This window comes from Yersinia sp. 2553 StPb PI (assembly GCF_052217105.1).
Lineage (GTDB): Bacteria > Pseudomonadota > Gammaproteobacteria > Enterobacterales > Enterobacteriaceae > Yersinia > Yersinia enterocolitica_E.
In genome coordinates, this window is the sequence record NZ_JAZGPX010000002.1 from 2,085,359 (window position 1) to 2,106,212 (window position 20,854).

A 20,854-nucleotide genomic window follows, 5' to 3' on the forward strand; every position below is an offset into this window, starting at 1 on the left:
TGACTTCAGTCACAAACAGGGAATGCAGCTATTTTGTCCATGTAAATAGCATTCATGTATATGGGGGAAACTGCTATCAAGGTATTAGATCCCACCAGCAGGAAATGTAGTGAAGATGTAAAATCTGTTTCCTGTTAAATCTTCATTTTTTTAAAAACATAAATAAAATTCATGTAATACAGCATGCTGATTATTGCACCAATACCTTAAATAACAATTACCTCAACCTACATGAGTTCCGGGAGCCTTAAATGAAAAAATTGAGTGTGAAAACCCTGTTGGCAGCCAGTCTGTTCAGCATGATGGTGTGCTCGGGCAGTGCACTGGCGCAGGAAGTCGAAGTGGTTAATATCTCAAAAATCGCCGGTATGCCGTGGTTTAACCGCATGGGCGAAGGTGTGGATCGCGCCGGTAAAGATCTGGCTATCAAAGCCTATCAAATCGGCCCTTCCAGTACCGATGCCCCGCAACAGGTTAAAATTATCGAAGACTTAATCGCGAAAAAAGTTAGTGCTATCAGTATTGTGCCCAACGATGCCGATGTACTGGAACCGGTATTCAAGAAAGCCCGTGAGGCCGGTATTGTGGTGTTAACCAACGAATCTCCAGGGCAACCCAGCGCCAACTGGGATATCGAAATCATCGATAACGCCAAATTTGCCGCAGATAACGTAGAAGAGATGGCAAAAGCCATGGGTGGTAAAGGTGGCTATGTGATTTATGTCGGCAGCCTGACGGTACCACAGCATAACCTGTGGGCCGATCTGTTTGTTAAATATCAGAAAGAGCACTACCCCGATATGTTTGAGGTGACCAGCCGCATGCCTGTTGCCGAGAGTATTGATGATTCACGCCGTACCACGCTCGATTTAATGAAAGCGCACAGTGACCTGAAAGGTATTGTCGCCTTCGGTTCGCAAGGTCCGATCGGTGCTGGCCGTGCCGTGAAAGAGAAACGTGCGAAAAACAACGTCCATGTGTTCGGTATGATGATCCCTTCACAGGCTGCATCCTTGATTAAAAGCGGTTATATCGCAATGGGCGTGACCTATGACCCAGGTTCTGCCGGTTATGCACTGACCGCAGTGGCGGATAAAGTGCTGAAAGGTGAAAAAATTGAGTCAGGTATGGAAATTCCTGGCGTGGGTAAAGCTGAAGTTGACCAAGATAAGCATCTGATCCAGTTCCACAATGTATTACGGGTAACCAAAGACAACGTGGATTCGCTGTATTGATTCACTAAGTTATTGCGGAGCCGGACGCCCTGTCTGGTTCCGCAATTAATTAATTAAGAATCAAAAGGACACAGGATATATGCAGCCATTTATTACCCTGGAAAATGTTAGTAAGACCTTTTATGGCGTCAAAGCGCTAAATAAAGTGGCTATGACCCTGTTACCCGGTGAAGTACATTGTCTTGCAGGGCAAAACGGGTGTGGCAAATCGACCCTCATCAAGATTATTTCCGGTGTCTATCAGCCCGATGCTGATGCCACGATTACCATTGATGGCAAAACTTACTCAAGCCTGACCCCGATTGAATCCGTTCGCTTAGGGATTCAGGTAATTTATCAGGATTTGTCGTTATTCCCGAACCTGACTGTGGCTGAGAATATCGCCATGAACCATTATCACCATCACCTGTGGGTGGACAAACGCCAGATGCGCGCCACGGCTGAGCAGGTGATCAGCAGCATTGATGCGCATCTCAATCTGGATGAACTGGTTGAGAATTTGCCCATCGCCCAGAAGCAACTGGTGGCTATTTGCCGTGCCTTGGCACAGGATGCCCGGTTGATTGTGATGGATGAGCCTACCGCCTCCCTCACCCGACAAGAAGTTAATGGCTTGCTGCGGGTGGTACATGAACTGAAATCACGCAATATCTGCGTAGTCTTTGTCAGCCACCGATTAAGTGAAGTGTTGGAGATTTCAGACCGCATCACGGTGCTAAAGGATGGTGATTGGGTTGGCACTTACCCGGCCACCGAAGTGGACAACCAGCGACTGGCGTGGCTGATGACCGGCATGAAATTTGATTTTCAGGTGCTACCGCCCTACAGTGCCGCCCACCCGCCGGTGCTGGCCGTGGAGGAGCTTTGCCGTAGTAATGAATATCACAACATCTCATTGACGCTGTATCCGGGGGAAATTGTCTCGTTGGTGGGCCTGCTCGGTTCTGGCCGCACTGAACTGTGTCTTAGTTTATTCGGTTTGACCTCGCCGGAGTCAGGCACCATCCGAATTAACGATAAACCGATGTATTTCAGCAGTAACCGTGATGCTATTGCGGCGGGGGTCGGTTATGTGTCAGAAGACCGAATGAGCACCGGGCTGATTATGGAACAATCCATTCGTGACAATATCAGTGCCACTGTTCTGCATCGCCTGAAAAACGTGTTCCATCTGATGCGTAGTGAGCGGGTCGATACGCTGGTCGAGGATATGGTGAAACACCTGTCGATCAAAATCGGCAACAGCGACCTTCCAGTCAATACGCTGTCTGGCGGCAATGCGCAGCGCATTGCTATCGCTAAATGGCTGGCAACCGATCCGCAAATTTTGATCCTTGACTCCCCCACCGTAGGTGTGGATATCGCTAACAAAGCCGGTATCTATAATATTATCAATGCATTGGCAGCTCGCGGTATCGCAGTGTTAATGGTCTGCGATGAAATTGATGAAGCTTATTTCAATAGCCACCGTATTTTAGTGATGCGGGCCGGGCGACTGGTACAAGAGTTTTTACCGGGTAACAGTAGCGAAGCAGCCATTGCGGAGGTAGTAAATGGCTAACCCCCATGCAGTTAATAAATCTGCGGTAGGTAAAACAGGTTTATTCAATAAAGAACAACTAAAACGCCATGAAGTGATGCTGGCATTCACTATTTTGCTTATTTCGACTTATCTTGCGTTCACCAGCCCGGATTTTCTGACCCTTGCCAATATTTATGATCTGATAAATAACTATGCCATGTTAACCATTTTGGCCTGTGGCTTATTTATCGTATTGATTTCTGGCGGTATTGATATTTCATTCCCGGCGATGACCATTATTTCGCAATATGTCATGGTGACATTAATTGTGAAGTTTGGTGGCAACTTCCCGGTAGCTTTTGCGCTGGCTGGTGGTATCGGCCTACTTTTGGGCTTGGTTAATGCCCTGCTGGTTAACCGCTTACGCGTACCGTCGATCATTATCACCATTTCCACACTGAATATTTTCTATGGCTTACTGTTGTATCTCAGCCGTGGTGTTTGGCTGTATAGCTACCCTGAATGGTTTGAACACGGGCCAATGCTGTTCGCCTTTACCGCTGCCGATGGTTATGACTACGGCCTGTCGCTCCCTATTCTAACGCTGCTAATTACCATTATTGTTACCGCTCTACTGATGACCCGCACCAGTATTGGCAGGCAAATCTATGCCTTAGGGGGCAATCAGGAAGCGGCGTCACGCATGGGGTTCAGTATTCTCAAACTGCAACTGTTCGTGTATGGCTATATGGGCTTTTTGTCCGGCATCGCCGGCGTAGTACAGTCTTATACCGTATTAACCGTAGCGCCTGATTCATTACTGGGCTATGAGCTTACAGTGCTGGCAGCCGTGGTGCTCGGCGGTACCAGTATTGTGGGTGGCCGTGGAACACTTACCGGTACCTTGCTGGGGGTGATTTTGCTGGCAATATTACAAAATGGTTTGAATTTACTGAGCATTTCGTCGTACTGGCATACCGTGGTTATCGGGCTGGTAATTGTCATCAGTATCAGTGTGACGGCCTGGGGCCAACGCCATAAGGTAGGGATATAACCATGTCGAAAACAACGCAACGTGATCATACCGAACGCTGGCTGGTTGCCCTGCTGGTGCTGGTCGGCGTAGGATTCAGCCTATTTATTCCACAGGTATTTTGGTCGGCGGCTAACTTCCAATCCATCGCTTCGCAAATCCCTGTCGCGGGGGTATTAACTCTGGCAATGGCGATTACTATGCTGACCGGTGGGATTAACTTATCGATTATTGCTACCGCGAATGCCAGCGCCCTGGTGATGGCATGGGTTTGTACCCATCTTGCGCCAACGTTCAGTTCAATGATGTTGATGTTACTGGCGGGTGCCTCGGTAGCATTGGTTGTGGGGCTTATCAACGGGATACTTATCTCGGTGGTACGAGTATCCCCTATTCTGGCCACTCTGGGCATCATGACGCTGCTCAAAGGCGTGAATGTACTTATCTCCAAAGGTTCGGCTATCTCAAACTTCCCGAACTATGTACTGGCACTGGATCGCAGCAACTTTCTCGGTGTGCCAGTGCCACTTTATCTGTTCGTCGCGGTAGCACTGACCATCTGGCTGATTCTGGCTAAAACACCATTGGGCCGCCAAATCTATTTGTCCGGTTCTAATGAGAAAGCCACCTTCTTCTCTGGGATTAACACGCGCCGCACACTGGTTTGGGTGTATGTAATTTCATCTTTACTGTGTGCGGTAGCGGCCTTATTAATGATGTCAAAACTGAACTCAGCCAAAGCATCCTACGGTGAGTCGCTGTTGCTGATCACTATTTTGGCAACCGTACTGGGTGGGGTAAATCCCGATGGTGGATTTGGCAAAGTATTCGGCATTGTACTGGCGCTGTTCCTGCTGCAAATGCTGGAAAGCGGGTTGAATATCATGGGTGTCAGTAGTTATATCACTATGGCGCTGTGGGGCTTGTTACTGCTGGCGTTTATCTTTGTCAAAGGTGCGAAAATCCCAGCGTTTAGTTTCTTGCGGCAGAACAAACCGTCAAGTTAGGGCCATTTTAGCCAAAAGAAAAGGCTGGCAATTGATGCCAGCCTTTCTCTTAATAGCGTTAAAATAAGCTATTAAACCGTGGTGAAGTTACTTAACTTCGCCCATCGCTTTCAGTTTTTTCGACAATTCACGACGTTCTTTAGACAGATCGGCATTTTTGATGGTGTAATCATCAACACGATCTTCATAAGCAGTACGCATGTCCGCGATAATGGCCTGAATTTCTTCAATACTCATCCCTGGCTTGATGTAATCACTCAGGTTATCGAGCAACAGAACGCGTTTTTGGTTATCACGGATTTTCTTTTCGTTATCAACGATTTCACGCTGCAACTTGTTTTTGCGACGAAACATACGCACAAACTCCAAAACGTCCTGGAAAGTCGGCTTAATTGCATTATCCATTTTTACACCTTCACTTAAGTTTTACACAAATTCAATTGCTGGTGACCAGGCTACCTGCACCATACCGCTTTGTCGTACCTGGTGACAAGATTCATTGGCTTATCTTACCTGCTTTACCCGCCAGACAGAAATTTCATCTGCCTTTAGCGGCGAGAGATCACCTGCGCAACGTCATATTAATCAGATCGTCGAGTTCCTCAAGCTGTTTGGTTAGCTCCATACTCAGCCAAACATAGCCATAAATGGGCGTTTCTACCTGCTGCCCCTGCGTTACCGCCAGCATCAATGATTTCAGTTCGGCCGCAATTTCACTTAACTCGGCGGCAACCTCTCGCTCACGTGCTGGTGAGCCATCACGCAAACTGTCACTCAACGTATTCAGAGTGCGAATAGTCATCAGTTGGGTGCTGCGTAACCCTTTAGCATTAAGCATAATAAAATGGCTTTCACGTGACGACCAGTAAGCATCCACCAGCAATTCCAGTGTGCATATTAAATTCCGGCTCAATGTTTGGATGGCTTCAAAAACATCTTTATTAATATGGGATTCTTTACTGGCAGGAGCAATAAAAGTGCGCATTTTAACCGACTGACTCAGGACGGTTTTCAATTTAGGTTCTAATCGTGGGCGTTCGACCACATTCGGTGACAGGTAAGCGGCATAGACCTGGCTGATAGCACGCAGATTATCGCTCATCTGCATGCGCCAATGCGTAAAGGCGCGTTGTGGGTAAACACTGGTAAAGACTAACGCCAGCAGGGAGCCAAAAATAACATCGCCACTACGCCACAGTGCGGTATTCATATCACCCGGCGCAGATCCACAAACTACCGCCAGCGTGATACCAATCAAGAGTGCCATATAGGGCCGTTTACCCAACGTCAAATAGCCGCACAGAAACATGATAACCCCGCACCAGACCAGCATGAACGTCAGCGAATAGGATTCAAGATAGAGGGCAATCAGGCCAGATATCGCGCCAAACACCGTGCCGCCAATACGTTGCATCGCACGGGATAACACATTTCCCCAGTAAGATATCGGCCCCATAACCACGACCAGCGTGATCAACGGCCAGGTGCCTTCTGGGATGGCCAATAAGCGAATAATCAGGAAAGTTAAGATAAATGCCAGCGTAATTCGCAAAGCATGCGTAAGGCGATAGTGACTATAAATCAAGTTATCCAGTGGCGAGATTTTTTTATTCAAGCGCACAATATACCTACGTCCAATAAAACACTAAAACCTAAGTTTAGCTGAGTTATAACCGGCTGGCACGGGGTTAAAAGTTAGCAAAAGTAGCGAATAATCAGTGACGAGACATAAACGGGAAAAGTTATTCCCCGCAGTCTGTCGTCACGCGGGGAGAGATGCTTACTTAAAATCAACCGCCATTTGTTGCTGGATAGTTATTCCATAGCTGGACTCCACACAACAGGCAATATAATCGGTGAAGCGTGGTGATCTTGCCATACCCAAACTGAGCAGGCGTTCATTACTGAACCGCACATTTAACACGGCAAAAGAGCCATATAAACGCATGGCTTTCAACATTAAGCGCTCATTGCAGGGGCCGAAAATGCTTTTTAGTTGGTTACGCATCTGCACCAAAGCACCGTAGTCTACCTGGCAATAATCTGTACCCATCGGTTTTTGCCGTGCCGCCGAGGACATGGCTTGATCAATTTCGGCAAAACTGACGCTGTCTTTTTCTCCGGCAGAAATATGATAAATATTTTCGGTCAAGTGGGGATGGAACAAAATACACAACAGAGCATCCGCACAATAATCGACCGGGATAACGTCGATATAGTCATCCAATGAGCACATAAACTTACGCAGCATTAATGCCATGCGAAATACCCAGAAAATACTGCTAGAGGGCTGACACCCCAAACGGGTATGCCCAACGACAATCGATGGCCGGGCTAATACCAGCGGTAAATTCGGGCATTGCTCTGCCAACAATCGCTCAATAGCTGATTTGGACTTGGTATATTCCACTAAATGCGCATCATCTTGCGCTGATAATACTTGCTCGCTAACCACCGTTCCTGCATCTGGTGTGCACGACATGGCGGTACCCACGTGGATAAAGCGCTGTAAACCCACTACATTTGCCATTCTTTTGCCAAATGCCAGAGTGCCGTCTACATTTACTTTCCAGATTAAGGGATTATTACCAAATGACGCGACAGCAGCACAGTTAATAACATGGGTCACATCATCAATACGTGGGTCATTAATAAAGCTATCCGGCTCTGCCAAATCGCCTAATAAAATATGGTTGATATTTATTTTATTCAGCCGCTGACTGGGGAGATAAAATTTCGCCAGATTTTCACGGATACGGTTTAGCCCCTGTTCCGGCGTAGTCGCCCGTACTAATAATAAATAATTAAAATCGGCGTCTGCCAACAATAACTTTTCAAGCACTGCCCCGCCCAGAAACCCTGTTGCGCCGGTTAGCAGAAGTTTTTTCACCATGAGTCCTACCGTGTCATTTAGTAGGCGAATTGTATGAATAGCTGAGTAAACGGTAGGTAAATACTAATTAGATCGACATGTTTCTGGCAAAACATAAGTATGTCGAAATAAATCCTGACGTCTCGGCGCACCTGAAATGATATTCTAACACTAACGTTATTGGTCACTGCGGCTTACCACCAAAACGGTGGCCCATCACTAAAGAATGACCATAGTAAAAAGGGTTAAACCGAATAATGTCAGATAAAAATAAGCAACCTACTTTCTACATTCACGATTACGAAATAAATAATATAATTACTTGAAATATATATAATTACACATCACAAACCTCAAATTATGTACTCAGTTATGTACTCATTTTGTCCGCGAAATCTTTGGAATGTTATCAATTCCCTATCTACCGCTAAAAAACCGATTGAATTCCTCTTTGCCATTACTGTATAAATACACAGCAAATTAGCAAGGGGGTACCATGGCAAGAAATCCTAAAGATGAATTTACAGGGATGAGGGAACTGACTTCTTTTGATACGGCTCACAGTGCCTTTGGTGAGTTCATTATTATGCGGTCGTCATTCACCGATACCCTCACCGGCTTCAGGCAGATTGAGCCGGAGCATTACCCAGACCAGCAAGTCATGATTCGTTTGGAAGCCGCTAAAAAACTGATTAGAGAACTACAGAAGCGCGTGGACTACATCGAGTCTGGTATTGAAGATGTTAACACCAAAACCCGCTATCACAGTTGAGAGGGATTTATGAAAGTTGAACTGGTTTACGATAAGCGAAACGTGAAAGAGATACCAGGTGCCAATGAACTGATCCTGGCTGAACTAACCAAGCGCGTGCACCGTGTCTTCCCTAAAGCTGAGGTCAAGGTTAAGCCAATGCAAGCGAACGGTATCAATACCGACGCCAGCAAAGGTGATAAGGCTATTCTCAGCCGACTGGTTGAGGAAATGTTTGATGAAGCAGATCGGTGGCTGGTTATCGATATTTAATTGAGGGGGATTTATGCTGCGTGTCGAAGTGACTATAGATAAGCTGAACGCGAAGAGTTTTCCGGCTGGCTACACCAACGCACTTACCGAAGAATTAACGAATCGCCTTACCCGTAAATTTAGCGATTTTGACGTAAAAGTGAGGTTTGCAGGGGCTGATGGGTTAACGGTTCTTGGCGGATCCAGTGAGGATAAGGATACAGTCGAAGAGATTTTGAAGGATACGTGGGAAAGTGCTGATGATTGGTTTCAGCCTTAGGCATAGCTGGAAAGCCTTGAAGAGTCGTAGCTAGTCGCTTAGTATTGCATTATCTAATTTCATAAAATAAATGAAATTTTAGCGATTTGAAAAGGCATTCAAAAAAACAATGAAAGAAATCATCCCTCATTTATCACACCCCAAATACCGACCTGATATTGATGGATTAAGGGCGATAGCAGTTCTATCTGTTGTTGCTTTCCATGCTTTCCCAAACTGGGTAAGGGGTGGTTTTATTGGTGTGGATGTCTTTTTTGTTATATCTGGCTTTCTAATATCTACAATTATTTTTAAAAACTTAGATAGTAGGACATTCAGCTTTGCTGAGTTCTACTCTAGGCGTATTAGGCGTATATTCCCCGCCCTCCTTCTTGTATTGATAGCTTGCTCTGCATTTGGTTGGTTCGCATTACTTGCTGATGAGTACAAACAACTGGGAAAACATACTGCTGCTGGAGCAGGTTTTATATCTAATTTCGTGTTGTGGAACGAGGCTGGTTATTTTGATAATTCTGCGGATACGAAACCTCTTCTACACCTTTGGAGCTTAGGTATAGAAGAGCAATTTTATATCATTTGGCCTTTGGCTCTTTGGTTCGCTTGGAAACGAAATTTTAATCTACTGACAATAATAGTAATCGTGGCTGCCTTGTCTTTTTTACTTAACTTAAAAGGAGTAAAACAAGATATGGCGGCAGCATTTTATTCACCGCTAACTCGTTTTTGGGAATTACTGTCTGGTAGTATGTTGGCGTGGTTTTTTATCTACAAAAATGATAAATTCAGTTCCGTTTATAAAAAAATAGAAAAAATTACCTCAGCAATTGTTTATAAAAAAAACATAACAGATATTAGTACCCTACCCAATATCATTTCTGCCATAGGTTTATCTTTATTGATTTACGGATTCCTACAAATAAATAAAGGATTAGCATTCCCTGGCAAGTGGGCTTTACTGCCAGTATTGGGAAGCATGTTTATTATTTCGGCTGGTTCAAATGCATTCGTCAATAGGGTGATATTGTCCAATAAATGGCTTGTATGGTTTGGTTTGATTAGTTTTCCACTTTATTTATGGCATTGGCCTATATTATCATTTGTGCGTATTATTGAAAGTGATACTCCGAGCAGAGAAATTCGGATAGCTGCTGTTATACTTTCAATATTTTTAGCTTGGTGTACGTATAAATTTATAGAAAAACCAATGCGTCACGGGAAAAATAACGCTTACAAAACTACTATTATTATGATGCTTATGCTTGTCATTGGTAGTTTTGGTTATTATACCTATAAAATGGATGGATTTAAAAACAGGGGTTCATTGGTAAAGGCAAGTAAAAATCATGAGTTGGTTAGCTGGATTGCAGATGATAACCCAGACACTCACAATTTATGCATGAAAATGTACAACTTATCAGATTATGTCCGCTATTGTAACGTTTCCAGTTCTGATAAGCCAAGCATTGCTATTATTGGTGATTCTCACGCAAGAGCTTTATACGATGGAATGTCTAACATGATGAAGGAATATGGGGAAGGAGTTTTGAATATTGGCGGAAGGCTTTTTTTAGACGTTGATGACTACCCTATTAATAATGAATTTGAATTTAAGGTTAATAAAGGTGGAATTAGAGGCACCTTATTAGCTGCTAATGACCCGTCAATAAAGACTGTTGTGATGGTAACGCGCGGGCCAAAATACTTAACAGAAGATAAAAACAGAATATTTAAATTAGTTGACAGACCCGAACTAACTGACCGCAAAGTAATTTTAGAAACTGCAATCAGAAGAACATTAGATCCATTTTTAAAAGCACGTAAAAATGTCATTTATGTAATTGATAACCCAGAGATAGATTTTGACCCTCGGTCATGTATTGATGATCGCCCTATGAGAGTTAAAGGTCGTTCAAAGTCACCTTGTGCTATACCTAAATACGAGTACGACCTAAAAAACAAAGAGTATAGAGAGTTGGTTTTATCGATTGTCAGAGATTATCCAAACGTTAAAGTATTCGATGCTTCAGCCTACCTTTGTGATGATAAGTTATGCTGGGCAAAAAAAGATGGTGATATTCTTTACCGGGATGTACATCATTTATCTGAAGCAGGCTCCCTACTATTATCTCATGAAATAGTGAAAATCATTGAACCTGTAAAACCTAAAAAAGTACCAAACTGATTATTATTGTGATGGGTCGATTATGGCCGCAATTTAGCGGCCATTTATCTATTAAGACGGTTCTGGAGCAGGTAACCCATCTCGGCCATAGGAACTAAGGCTTTCATAATATGCAAGCCATCTAGGATCCGATGCTTCTATACTTCCTTGACATGGATAATACTCAGGGTCTTGAGGTGAAGAGAGGTAAGCAACAATAATCTCGTTTTTATCATCTGCAAATTGAACAATAATTAACATGATCCCACCCTTAAAACGTGTATGTAGACACCGATACGCCGGTGTTATCCAAGGTTCCACCCGCCTGTGAATAATTCCAGTAAATTGCCTGGGGTACATCTAAAGTCATCGCAAATGTTCCAATATTCTGATTTGTTGTAGCACTAAAAGCAGCAGACACTTGAATCAAACCAGCCGCGTTTGAATTTGCCGATAAAACAATAATTGAGCTATTCAAGCTTGCACCTGCAATCGATGCATAACCACTGACCTCAATCGCGTTTTTCGGTACTGCCGTAGCCAAACTTAATGATGTTGCTGTTGACGGTGGTGTTGTTGTTGTAATAACAACAATCCGGGGAATATTTATTTTTCTCCCGCGCTGGAACCCAATATTCAGCAACCGTGCTGCTGTTGTCGCCCACACAGATACAAGTGCTGATGCGGTATAGTTCGCGGGCATGATTCCGGCGCAAATTTCTGGAACAACAGCAGATGTTGCGTTAACAGCCAGCAATGCAGAAACTTGAGTGGTTGGGTTGTAAATCGCATATAGCGCTACAAATCCCGTTACAGGAGCGGTGCCAGTGTCCATTCCGCCCGCACCAATAGTGGCAAGGTTAATTGTTTTGTTGAAGCTGGTTAGCTTGTACTGACGCCCACCTAGAGATTCTTGGACGATCAATTCATCTGCCGTGAAAGTGGCTGTTGCTGATGCCGCAGTAACACTCATTCGAGCATTGCGTGATGTGCCAATAACACCTGTCAAAAAAGCTGGTATTCCATCGTTGACCGTTTTAACAGCTTTCGGCGTTGCTGCCGAAGTTTCATTTGAGCTGTTGATTGAGCTACTCAACTGAGTTATTCCTGGTGTGGTAGTCGATGCGGCTGGTAAATTGCTATTAGCATACGTTTTAATCGCCAGTTCCAAGTTAGTTTGCAACTTTGCCGTATCACCATCATCCAGAACATCCTGCCCCGAATGACTTGCAATAAACTGAGCCAGCACAGAAGCCACAAATGATGACTGGCGCCACACAGTATTAAGTTGTTCAGACCTTGCCACCCCAGAGACAAAACCACCGCTACGGGCTGGAAGCGCCTCATAATCGGCATAAGGAATGACGTTTGCGCCTGCACTGATCCCAAAAGGAAGAATTTGATTAGACATTTGTTGCCCTTAATGGTGAACCCCAGGATGCACTATCGAATCCTCGGGAATATTCGTTATCTAAATCGAAGCCGAATAATGCACCGGCCTCAGTTGAAATGATGTAATTCGTGACGCCAACACCAGCCGGTTTAACGTCTAAATATCCTTGTGCAATAACCGCTCGCATCACTGATGAGATTTGCTCACCGGCAATGTAAACAGTCATGGTCATGTCAAAGTTATCGACGGCGAATATCTTGGTGCGCCCGTCAGGGAAAATACTCTGATAGATATCACTGAGAGTTTCGACGGTACCGCCCCAGTGATTGGCCTGTATCTTTGCCCGAAGTATCGTGCGGTAAGTCTCATCGTCCAGTCGCGTGAAGCCTGTTAACGAGTCATACGGTCCTTTCCAACTCCCCAGATCAAACCCCAGCCCCTCGGTATCCAGTGAAAAATAGACATCGGTGATTGGCGTTCTGATATTTCGTCCAATACCCACCCACAGACCGACAGCATCCTCCTGATTGCCTATTGAGCTATCGAGGTCAAAGTCGTTTGTAAGTTGATTTGTCGTTTGCTGGATGCCGAGGAACGGCGCGGTGATCAGGGATATATGATCGTAAAACTTAGGCTTATTCTTGTGATAGGACGTGATGAGACGTTGGTATTTAGTCTCACTCATTAAGTCACCACTAAGGTTATATTCTCCGGCACACAAGCTGCTGCGTCGTTAAATGCTATCTCGATATTGTTTTCAGATAGCGCTACTGGGGAAGTGCCGATTTCCAAAAGGGTAATATCGTAAGTCAGGCGTTCAATGCTGCCATTTAACTGCGCTGGCAGATCAAGTCGCTTAATACGAACCGGCTCACCAATTTCTATTTTATTAATATATTCCGCTATTGAGTTTTTGATCTCAGTTCCGATTGACGAGGTATACCCCTGTAGGGCTTTAATTTCTAATCTGACATAAATCTGTACGGTGCCTTTTCGGAAGAAATTAATCGGGTGAACAATCCCATACTTATCCGTAATCGGAATTGTTGTAGTGCCATATGTTCCAGAACCCGGCCCCTTTTTCAGGGCAATGGCTTGGGCGATTTCTGTCGCATCCCCACCATCAACCACGATAGAGATTGAGTGGCTGGGTATTCCGTCACCATCTGTAATACTGGTGTCGTTCTCATAGCCGCGATACCGCTCAACGCCACTGATGCCCGCGATAGCCCCTAAAATACCATCCAGAACCGTGCGCGAAGGTAGCGCCACTGATACCGCCTGCCTGACACGCAACTCCGCATCTACTTCTACCGGTTTCCCTGGAGTGGCTCCTGTTGGGTTATTGACGCTTAACCAGCCTCGCGTCGGTGTTGCTATTTCGTTCACAGTATTGGACAGTGCAACAATCGCCCCTGGTACCGAGCAAATGGCCGTTGCGGTTGCAGTGCCATCCAGACCAATAATCACGCTGGCCGGTAAATCCCATCGAACACCATCAGCATCACGTGCTGCGCCGTTGGTAATCTCTAATCCGACACTGCCTGTAAGCAACAAATCGACCGTCGAATTTGTCTCTTTGTTACGCTTAATGCCGTTAATTTTCACATTGCTTGAGAGTCCACTTCCTACTGCGGTTGCCGGAGAAAATGAGTTATAAACAGCGATCGCGCTATTGTTAGCATCGTGAATCCCCAGTGCATACAGAGTGACCATCTGTCCGTCTTTACTGTCCGCATCGAGATAGCTGTCACCGCCGTAAATCTCTTGGAAATAACTGACAAGGGTGCTGCGGATAGTCTCGAAATCGGGCGCAGTTATCCCCGTAGCGCTGACGATTACATTCAGCCCTAACGTATCAAGGTTTAACATTTATGCCTCGCTGGTAACGGTGGTGGTGCCGTAAATGGTGTCTATTGTTGCGGTGAAGGTGACGCGACGATTTTCGCCGGTATAGCTGGCTTCAAATTCCAGAATTGCGCTAACGCCCTGCGTATCAAGAATACGCTCACGGATAGCCAGGATATAAACATCAGACCGTTGCTTACCGAGTACCGACTGAATATAAGGCGTACCCTCGGTTAAATCTAAAAACCACTGGCCGCGCCATAATTCAAAGCGGGTTTTTACCGCCTGAGCGACCGCCTCCGGTGAGTTAATAAGGAAGGTGTTATCACCCTGACCGAATGTGTAATCGCCGTTCTCGTCCTCTCTGCGATAGCGCATATCAATTTACCTTGCCTGAGTTGCCGGTTCCTGGCTGCACTTCGTTGTGGGTGTGAGTATCATCAATCGTCTTGCCGTTAGAGGTCAGGGTGCCGACAAACTCGATAGCGCCAGTGATTTTCGCAGAAACACCCGCCGCCGCACTCCCCACTAGCCCACCAAGGAATGTAAACAGGCCATTAACCAGAACCTCGGCTGAGAATTCCGCTTTAGGTGTCACCACATCGAGGCCACCAGGTGCCACGATTTTAATTTTTTTGGTCGTCGGATTTATTTCAAAGTAGGTTGAGCCATCGTCACTACGGAACTGCGCGGCGCTGGTACTGATGCCGCTAATTTTCTTTGTCTGTGACTGGGGGCCAATGATGGCGAACGCATCCGATAAATCATGCTGACGCTCATCAACAGTTTCCTGTATGTCGCCTGACTGGTGCCAGAAATCGATGCACCGGTCACCAAAAACCAATAAGCACTCATCCCCAGCCTTAATGGGGAATGTCATGGTGACACCACCACCGCGCGGGAATACAACCGGAACGCTAGTTAGCACCGAGAGGTTTGTTGACTCCCCGCCTGATTCGCCTTTAATGCCGATCTGAATGTCGCAAGTTACATTGTCAGCATCAAAGGACTGAACAATCCCCGGCATCGATACGCGCAATTGAGACGATACTGATGATTGTAATGTTCGCAGTGTTTCGGCTAATTCTCCCGAACGGGAGTCTGTTGATACCGTCATGGAAAAACTCCAATAAAAAACCCGCTCAGTGGCGGGTTCAGGTGAGGCTAAGCTACTTAGCTAACTGACTTTCTTGCAGGGGAATGAACCTATAATTTTAGGTGCATCCATACTGTTTTGTAGGAGTTGGACATTCAGAAAGGCTTTACCATCACGCTTGATAAACTGGAAGCCGTACATGTTGCCATCACGGGCAGGCATCAGCCCCATGTCGGTTTTAGTGTTTGCATAATCACCTTGCGATTTGATAAAGGTGATTTTCTGAGAGGTCACTCTTTCGCCGTTAACCCGAATAAAACCATCGTTATCGTTTGCTGCCAAGTGATAACCAGAACACTGGAAAGCGGCATTTGCTGTAGACACACAACCTATCAGAGCAAAAAACAAAATTAACGATTTCAATTTCATTGCATTTACGCCGTTTTATTAAAATTGGAAGATGACCACAAATCTTTAGCCCCACGCGCCTCACACATCATATCCATATAAAATGGGTTGCCGCGCGTATCGCCAGTATAGCTAATACCTCTGACGATATACACTCCATCGGTCGCAATGCTGGCCGGTGGGTTAACAAGGCCGTTTACGGTCACGTTGCCATTATCGTTTTGATCTTCAAGCCTACCGCCTGACATCTGAACATCGCGGCTGGAAAGCGTCGCACGATATACTGACTCTTGGTTCAGTTGAATGAGGCCATTTAAGCGAATGTTAGGGTTGATCAGGCAACGAACGTTAACACCAGATCCAATGGTTTGTTGTGGCATGCCAATCAAGCCAGTATTGCTATTCAGCACAATGGCTTCATGCACATACTTATCATTCGGCACCATATCAACCTTGCCGTTCACAAACTGCCAGGTGGCTTTGCATTGCTTGGCGACGTTATCCAGATAATCTCGCGTCATACCGTACATGGTTTTACCTCGGGGGAATACCGTGGGTGGCATTTCCGGCATGATCCCCTGAGTTATGCCGAACGGGGCAAGGTTACGCATAAGCAAATTGTTAATATCGGCCACGGTATAACCCGCCGCCACCGTCTGGTTTATTGTGGCGTTAATAAATGCGTTATGACCATCAATAGCCTGTATCAGAATAAAAGTATCCGTGGGGTTATCTCTGCCGGTAATGGTATAGCGGATATCACCCGAGAAAATCTCACCGAAGTTAGCATCTTCCTGTTGGCCGTCTGGTGAGGTTGAGCCATCGTAACCGGCAATCAATCGGAGCTTTGAAAACTCGGTACCGGTGATCCGGTTAATAGTATTTTGTGACAGGTTATAAATCTTGAAGATGGCAGCTCGAGGGAATGAAGTGTTATACCACTCAATATTAAACGTCACTTTAAAATCAGTGAAGTTAATCCCCTTACCTTCGTTATCCAATAGCATTAACTCAAAGTGGCGTATCCAGTTCTTACTCATGAAAACCTCATAAAAAAACCCGCTCAGTGGCGGGTTAAATTGCGTGGATTGATTCAGCTATTCTGCACAAAATATAAATGGCTACCGGTGCCAAGGTTGGTTTTTGTCGGGTATTCCTCCCGGCTATCATCACTGAGCACAGCAAAAACACCATTGATACCCAGATCAGGATATTGCTCAATCAGGTCAACACCAACCACCAGCGGAACGCCACAAAGCATGTCAGAGCCGCCGCTATCTCTCACGTCCATTATCCAGCCCGCGACATCACGATAGACCAGGCGCAGGTTAAGTGAGATTTCTCCAAGGGTGATATTGAAAAACTGATTATTGGCCGTTAACGGGATTTCTTGAACATTCATTTAAAGTTCTCCGTTACCCAATCAAGACCAGATTTTAGCAGTGAATTGTTTGCTGGGGCCGGTGCTTTGGTGCCGGTATTTTGCATAGCCGCAGTGCTTACCCCTTCCTGCATGTTTTCTTTGTCGGCCACTTTGACCGATTCAGTTTGAGACATAATGACTTCACGTAGGGTAAGAACGCACATCAACACGTTTTCACTGGTTTTATCGGTTGTAACCTCAATGCCACGGATCAACATGTTTCTGTATTTCCGTTTACCGGTAATAACATCGAATGGCTCTCTACTTTCCTGTAACTCACGCAGTTCTTGATAGACCTCCTCCGGGCTTTTACCCAGGCTCAACCCTATCGTTGAGGTATCCACAAAATCCAGTAATGAGCCACCACCCGCAAAACCCACCTCCATTGTCACCTCAGCGGCACGTTTGTAGGCGTGATCGTTAACTGCGGCCCCGACTTCAACAGGGTGCTCGGTTATCTCCAGCGCATCTTGATGCTTTTCAGAGATAATCACACTGGGTACCAGCAACCCAATTTTTCGCGTTTGCTGCCGGAAGATGGCAGAAAGAATATCCATTCACCCTCCTATCGGGTTGGTGTACTTAATTGCTGAGTTAGCCTTGCGTTGACATTGGTCTGCCTGCCGGCGACTTCATTACCTGCTGATACCGGATCAGAAACACCAGTGATGTAGATGTTCGTTTCCTGCTGCAATCCTTGCTGTTGCATTCCACCAGCCGCACGTGATATCAACTCACTACTGTAGGGGTTGCGCCCGTTCTCATGATGGATAATGCCCCCCATCAGCGCCGACATTACCTGCGGATTCTCCAAATTTAAAACTGCATCAGGGTGAACGTTAAGCATTTTTGACAGTTGAGCTATATAAGCCCCTGTGTTGTTTTCGCTTCCAGGTGCCCACGTCGAAATAATATCATTGAGGGTTTGCAGCGGTTTACCTGTAGTCTTACCAGTAAAGTAACGCATTAACTGTCGAGCCATGGCTTTGAGTCCATCATAGGCCGTCTCAAACTTCGCAAAACGACCACCAGGACGCTCCAGTGATGCACCATCCTGCCCTACGTAGTTAATGTTTCCTGGATTGTTATTCCGTATTCCTCTCGGGTCTGTTGAATCACCCTCACCCCGCAACCACCGGCCAACGCTTCTAGGGTCAAACCCGGTTTTATCTTTAACCCAATCGGCGGCGCTATTCGCGCTATCGGTTACGGCTGGCATTGCATCTGGCTGATCGCTACCCTGACTTAACAACGCTTTTCCTATCCTGGCCACCTCACCCCAATTGCCCTCTTTCAATGCATTAATCAGGTCACCGATCATCGATAACATCTTGCCGAACTCGCCGAATTGCTTCGTCAGGTTCTCGATGTCACCTTTTAGCGTCCAGTTTTTCAGATTAATGTTGAGTAGCCTGGCAATCTCAACGCCAACGCCTTTAATGGATTTAGTTAGATCATCCATTCCTTTTAGCGCAGCGTTTATTTCTTGTTCCCACTGCCCCCAATCAATCAGGCTATTCCCGCCCTCCTTCCATGTTTTATAGTCGTCGTACAGGGCAAAAATCGCCGCGCCCAGCGAGAACACAATGCCCACTGGCGATGTTAGGAACGCAGTGTTGAGTAAACGCCATGCCAGCAGCAAACCGCCAAACAACATAATGAGTTGCTGCGTTATCGGGTCTAGCTTTTTAAACCAGTTGATGACATCACCGACTGCCTGACCGGTACGCCATAATACGCGCGTGACCGCATCCCCCGCCCATAGAACCCCCTTGATAACTTTCATCAACACCGCTTCAATCTTCGGCCAATTATCGAGAAGTTGCTTGCGCAGAGAATCAATATCCCCAGCCAGTCCATCCGCCAGATTTGAACCTATTTTGTCTCTCGCCTGACCGAGCGTCATAGAGAGATCACGCATGGACGTCATGAAGCGGTTAGATTGTTTGGCAGCAACTTCAGCATTAAAGCCGATCTTTTTAGCGGTTAGCGCATACTCAGAACTGAACTGCCCCAGCCCCTTACGCATTGCCATTAGCGTATTTTCATCAATACCCAGCATCTGTGCGTACTGATTCGCGCGGTAATACGGCATGCTACTCAGTTTTGCACTAAGGCCGGTAAAAATGGCTGATGTATCGCGCATACTTCCGTTCGCGCTGCGGGTCTGAATGCCAAGCCGATTAAGGAAACCCTCAGCACCCGGACTGTTGCGAATAAATCTGGCTAGACTTTCGAGTGAGCCTTGCGCTGACGCAGCATCCACGCCCATTTGTGAAGCGGCATAACCCAGCGCCTTAATACCCGCCACCGATGCACCGGTACGCTGAGAAGCGAAGTAAACCTTATCCAACCCACTGGCAATTTTGGTAGTAAAACCAACAACGGCCAGCGCCGCCCCTTCGACCACTGCGCCCATCTTCAACACATTGGCCGTGACGCCAGCGACCACAGCGGAGAATTTTTTCTCCCCTGCCTCATCCAGTTCAAAGCCAAGACTGACCAGGAAATCCTTAATGGTTTCAGCGTTGCTCATTTATCGGATCTCCACTTGTCTATTTTCGCCTGGTTCTCAGCCTCCAGATCGAGGTAATCATTCAACAATGCGATATCGAGTAAGTCGATATTCCCGCTTTTGATTTCCCCCATGGTCGTGAGCTGATGCTTTACCGGGCGCAAGATAAAATCCTCACCACCCGGCAACGTATCCAGCATTAAGCCGCTGGCGGCTCCACCGTTTCGCTCTCTTGGAGTTCGCGCAAAAAATTTCCCATGGAGTCGCCTACCACCCGACCAACAATTTGCAGCATTGCCATCAGATCAATGTCATCAAACATCAGTTCGCTATTGGTGAAAATCGGGTTATAGGCGCTGCCGTGCTTACGTGACACCATCGCCAAGCAGGGGTGAATAATGGCGTTGCAGTCCTCTTCGCTGATATCCGAAAGTGACTGGGCGATACTGGGTAACGCCGTTTCAATCGTCACGGTACCGCTTCGCAGGTCTTTGAGGATGCCCGCCAGCAAAGGCAGCAACTTACGCGACACTTTCAACTGCGCGAATACGTCGAGTTTCTTAGAGCGGTACTCGATACCTTTAATCGTGAATTCCATTAATTACTCCTTAAAAAGTACCCAGCAGTTGGTCAACCTTGATGCAGTCAAATACCCACGGCACCAGTGCGCCGTCTTTGGCGTTATTGAAATCCGGCTGCTTTTGGAATGCACAACCACGCGCCGCGAACGTGTCGCCGCTGGCGGTGTTGCGGATAAGAATAATGTTATTACCCCACGTCGCACTCGATTGAGATTGCGCGTTATACATGGCTGATAACTTGCGATTAACCGGGCTGGTTTTCAGCAGGTTTACCGTTACCGTGCCACCTTTCCCCGCGTGCAGACTGTGCATACCCTCACCGTCTGCACCAATGGTCATGGTGTTTTTATTCTCGATCATCGAGGTCGTGATACCCTCTTCGGCGACGGCGGCGCCATAACCCAGATCGAATGAACCGCCTACACCAGTAATGGAGGCGGTAACGTCCATAAAGCTATAAGTAGACATTCATCAGCT

General features: G+C 46.2%; 25 protein-coding genes. 8 read left to right on the forward strand and 17 right to left on the reverse strand.

The window, feature by feature from the left end; genetic code table 11:
- Positions 1 to 299 precede the first annotated feature (299 nt).
- From V2A84_RS10990 to V2A84_RS11005, 4 genes are all read left to right on the forward strand, one after another.
- Positions 300 to 1,235, forward strand: coding sequence for an autoinducer 2 ABC transporter substrate-binding protein (locus tag V2A84_RS10990; protein ID WP_442849128.1), 936 nt, complete (start codon positions 300 to 302; stop codon positions 1,233 to 1,235).
- Positions 1,236 to 1,314: 79 nt separating this feature from the next.
- Positions 1,315 to 2,796 (forward strand): sugar ABC transporter ATP-binding protein, encoded by a 1,482-nt coding sequence (locus tag V2A84_RS10995; protein ID WP_442848820.1) that lies wholly within the window; start codon positions 1,315 to 1,317, stop codon positions 2,794 to 2,796.
- Complete coding sequence (locus V2A84_RS11000) at positions 2,789 to 3,811, forward strand: ABC transporter permease (RefSeq protein ID WP_083159285.1); 1,023 nt, start codon at positions 2,789 to 2,791, stop codon at positions 3,809 to 3,811. The genes V2A84_RS10995 and V2A84_RS11000 overlap by 8 nt, the downstream gene beginning before the upstream one ends.
- 2 nt (positions 3,812 to 3,813) lie before the next feature.
- Positions 3,814 to 4,797 carry an ABC transporter permease gene (locus tag V2A84_RS11005; RefSeq protein ID WP_083159286.1) on the forward strand — a complete coding sequence of 328 codons (984 nt, stop codon included), beginning with the start codon at positions 3,814 to 3,816 and terminating at the stop codon, positions 4,795 to 4,797.
- Between the two features lie 87 nt (positions 4,798 to 4,884).
- Here the strand turns inward: V2A84_RS11005 and tmaR are convergent, their stop codons facing one another.
- The 3 genes from tmaR to V2A84_RS11020 all read right to left on the reverse strand — a co-directional run bounded on the left by tmaR (position 4,885) and on the right by V2A84_RS11020 (position 7,687).
- A complete protein-coding gene (gene tmaR / locus V2A84_RS11010; protein ID WP_005187773.1) occupies positions 4,885 to 5,202 on the reverse strand; it encodes a PTS system regulator TmaR in 318 nt (105 codons plus the stop codon).
- A 157-nt stretch (positions 5,203 to 5,359) separates the two neighbouring features.
- Positions 5,360 to 6,418, reverse strand: coding sequence for an FUSC family protein (locus V2A84_RS11015; RefSeq protein ID WP_083159287.1), 1,059 nt, complete (start codon positions 6,416 to 6,418; stop codon positions 5,360 to 5,362).
- A gap of 159 nt (positions 6,419 to 6,577) precedes the next feature.
- Complete coding sequence (locus tag V2A84_RS11020; protein ID WP_083163758.1) at positions 6,578 to 7,687, reverse strand: SDR family oxidoreductase; 1,110 nt, start codon at positions 7,685 to 7,687, stop codon at positions 6,578 to 6,580.
- 478 nt (positions 7,688 to 8,165) lie between these two features.
- On the opposite strand from V2A84_RS11020, the gene V2A84_RS11025 reads away from it, so the two are divergent.
- The 4 genes from V2A84_RS11025 (at position 8,166) to V2A84_RS11040 (ending at position 11,134) form a co-directional block, all read left to right on the forward strand.
- Positions 8,166 to 8,441 (forward strand): hypothetical protein, encoded by a 276-nt coding sequence (locus V2A84_RS11025; protein ID WP_418398621.1) that lies wholly within the window; start codon positions 8,166 to 8,168, stop codon positions 8,439 to 8,441.
- A gap of 9 nt (positions 8,442 to 8,450) precedes the next feature.
- On the forward strand, positions 8,451 to 8,693 hold the full coding sequence (locus tag V2A84_RS11030) for a DinI family protein (protein WP_442848821.1): 243 nt from the start codon (positions 8,451 to 8,453) through the stop codon (positions 8,691 to 8,693).
- A gap of 16 nt (positions 8,694 to 8,709) precedes the next feature.
- Positions 8,710 to 8,952 carry a DinI-like family protein gene (locus tag V2A84_RS11035; RefSeq protein ID WP_442849110.1) on the forward strand — a complete coding sequence of 81 codons (243 nt, stop codon included), beginning with the start codon at positions 8,710 to 8,712 and terminating at the stop codon, positions 8,950 to 8,952.
- 109 nt (positions 8,953 to 9,061) lie between these two features.
- Entirely contained in the window at positions 9,062 to 11,134 is a 2,073-nt protein-coding gene (locus tag V2A84_RS11040; protein WP_442848822.1) for an acyltransferase family protein, read from the forward strand.
- A gap of 51 nt (positions 11,135 to 11,185) precedes the next feature.
- Here the strand turns inward: V2A84_RS11040 and V2A84_RS11045 are convergent, their stop codons facing one another.
- The 14 genes from V2A84_RS11045 to V2A84_RS11110 are packed head-to-tail and all read right to left on the reverse strand — an operon-like array spanning position 11,186 to position 20,845.
- On the reverse strand, positions 11,186 to 11,374 hold the full coding sequence (locus V2A84_RS11045) for a hypothetical protein (protein ID WP_442848823.1): 189 nt from the start codon (positions 11,372 to 11,374) through the stop codon (positions 11,186 to 11,188).
- 10 nt (positions 11,375 to 11,384) lie between these two features.
- Positions 11,385 to 12,524 carry a phage tail protein gene (locus V2A84_RS11050; RefSeq protein WP_442848824.1) on the reverse strand — a complete coding sequence of 380 codons (1,140 nt, stop codon included), beginning with the start codon at positions 12,522 to 12,524 and terminating at the stop codon, positions 11,385 to 11,387.
- A complete protein-coding gene (locus V2A84_RS11055; protein WP_442848825.1) occupies positions 12,517 to 13,191 on the reverse strand; it encodes a DUF2612 domain-containing protein in 675 nt (224 codons plus the stop codon). The genes V2A84_RS11050 and V2A84_RS11055 overlap by 8 nt, the downstream gene beginning before the upstream one ends.
- Positions 13,191 to 14,378: a baseplate J/gp47 family protein gene (locus V2A84_RS11060; protein ID WP_442848826.1), complete on the reverse strand. Its 1,188-nt coding sequence runs from the start codon at positions 14,376 to 14,378 to the stop codon at positions 13,191 to 13,193. The genes V2A84_RS11055 and V2A84_RS11060 overlap by 1 nt, the downstream gene beginning before the upstream one ends.
- Positions 14,379 to 14,732: a hypothetical protein gene (locus tag V2A84_RS11065; protein WP_004712483.1), complete on the reverse strand. Its 354-nt coding sequence runs from the start codon at positions 14,730 to 14,732 to the stop codon at positions 14,379 to 14,381. It abuts the gene before it with no gap.
- Position 14,733: 1 nt separating this feature from the next.
- Positions 14,734 to 15,471 (reverse strand): Gp138 family membrane-puncturing spike protein, encoded by a 738-nt coding sequence (locus tag V2A84_RS11070; protein WP_442848827.1) that lies wholly within the window; start codon positions 15,469 to 15,471, stop codon positions 14,734 to 14,736.
- Positions 15,472 to 15,531: 60 nt separating this feature from the next.
- The gene (locus tag V2A84_RS11075) at positions 15,532 to 15,873 is read right to left on the reverse strand and encodes a hypothetical protein (RefSeq protein ID WP_442849129.1); all 342 of its coding nucleotides are present in this window, start codon (positions 15,871 to 15,873) and stop codon (positions 15,532 to 15,534) included.
- An 11-nt stretch (positions 15,874 to 15,884) separates the two neighbouring features.
- Entirely contained in the window at positions 15,885 to 16,898 is a 1,014-nt protein-coding gene (locus V2A84_RS11080) for a phage protein (protein ID WP_083159298.1), read from the reverse strand.
- 53 nt (positions 16,899 to 16,951) lie between these two features.
- Entirely contained in the window at positions 16,952 to 17,260 is a 309-nt protein-coding gene (locus V2A84_RS11085) for a phage baseplate plug family protein (protein ID WP_432321926.1), read from the reverse strand.
- Positions 17,257 to 17,838, reverse strand: a complete 582-nt coding sequence (locus tag V2A84_RS11090) for a phage baseplate protein (RefSeq protein WP_442848828.1) — start codon at positions 17,836 to 17,838, stop codon at positions 17,257 to 17,259. The genes V2A84_RS11085 and V2A84_RS11090 overlap by 4 nt, the downstream gene beginning before the upstream one ends.
- Before the next feature lie 8 nt (positions 17,839 to 17,846).
- Complete coding sequence (locus tag V2A84_RS11095) at positions 17,847 to 19,817, reverse strand: lytic transglycosylase domain-containing protein (protein ID WP_442848829.1); 1,971 nt, start codon at positions 19,815 to 19,817, stop codon at positions 17,847 to 17,849.
- On the reverse strand, positions 19,814 to 19,996 hold the full coding sequence (locus tag V2A84_RS11100) for a DUF6889 family protein (protein ID WP_032912096.1): 183 nt from the start codon (positions 19,994 to 19,996) through the stop codon (positions 19,814 to 19,816). The genes V2A84_RS11095 and V2A84_RS11100 overlap by 4 nt, the downstream gene beginning before the upstream one ends.
- On the reverse strand, positions 19,996 to 20,394 hold the full coding sequence (locus tag V2A84_RS11105; RefSeq protein ID WP_083159301.1) for a phage tail assembly chaperone: 399 nt from the start codon (positions 20,392 to 20,394) through the stop codon (positions 19,996 to 19,998). Before V2A84_RS11105 ends, V2A84_RS11100 begins: the two co-directional genes overlap by 1 nt.
- Positions 20,395 to 20,404: 10 nt before the next feature.
- Positions 20,405 to 20,845 (reverse strand): DUF3277 family protein, encoded by a 441-nt coding sequence (locus tag V2A84_RS11110; RefSeq protein WP_442848830.1) that lies wholly within the window; start codon positions 20,843 to 20,845, stop codon positions 20,405 to 20,407.
- Positions 20,846 to 20,854: the final 9 nt, after the last annotated feature.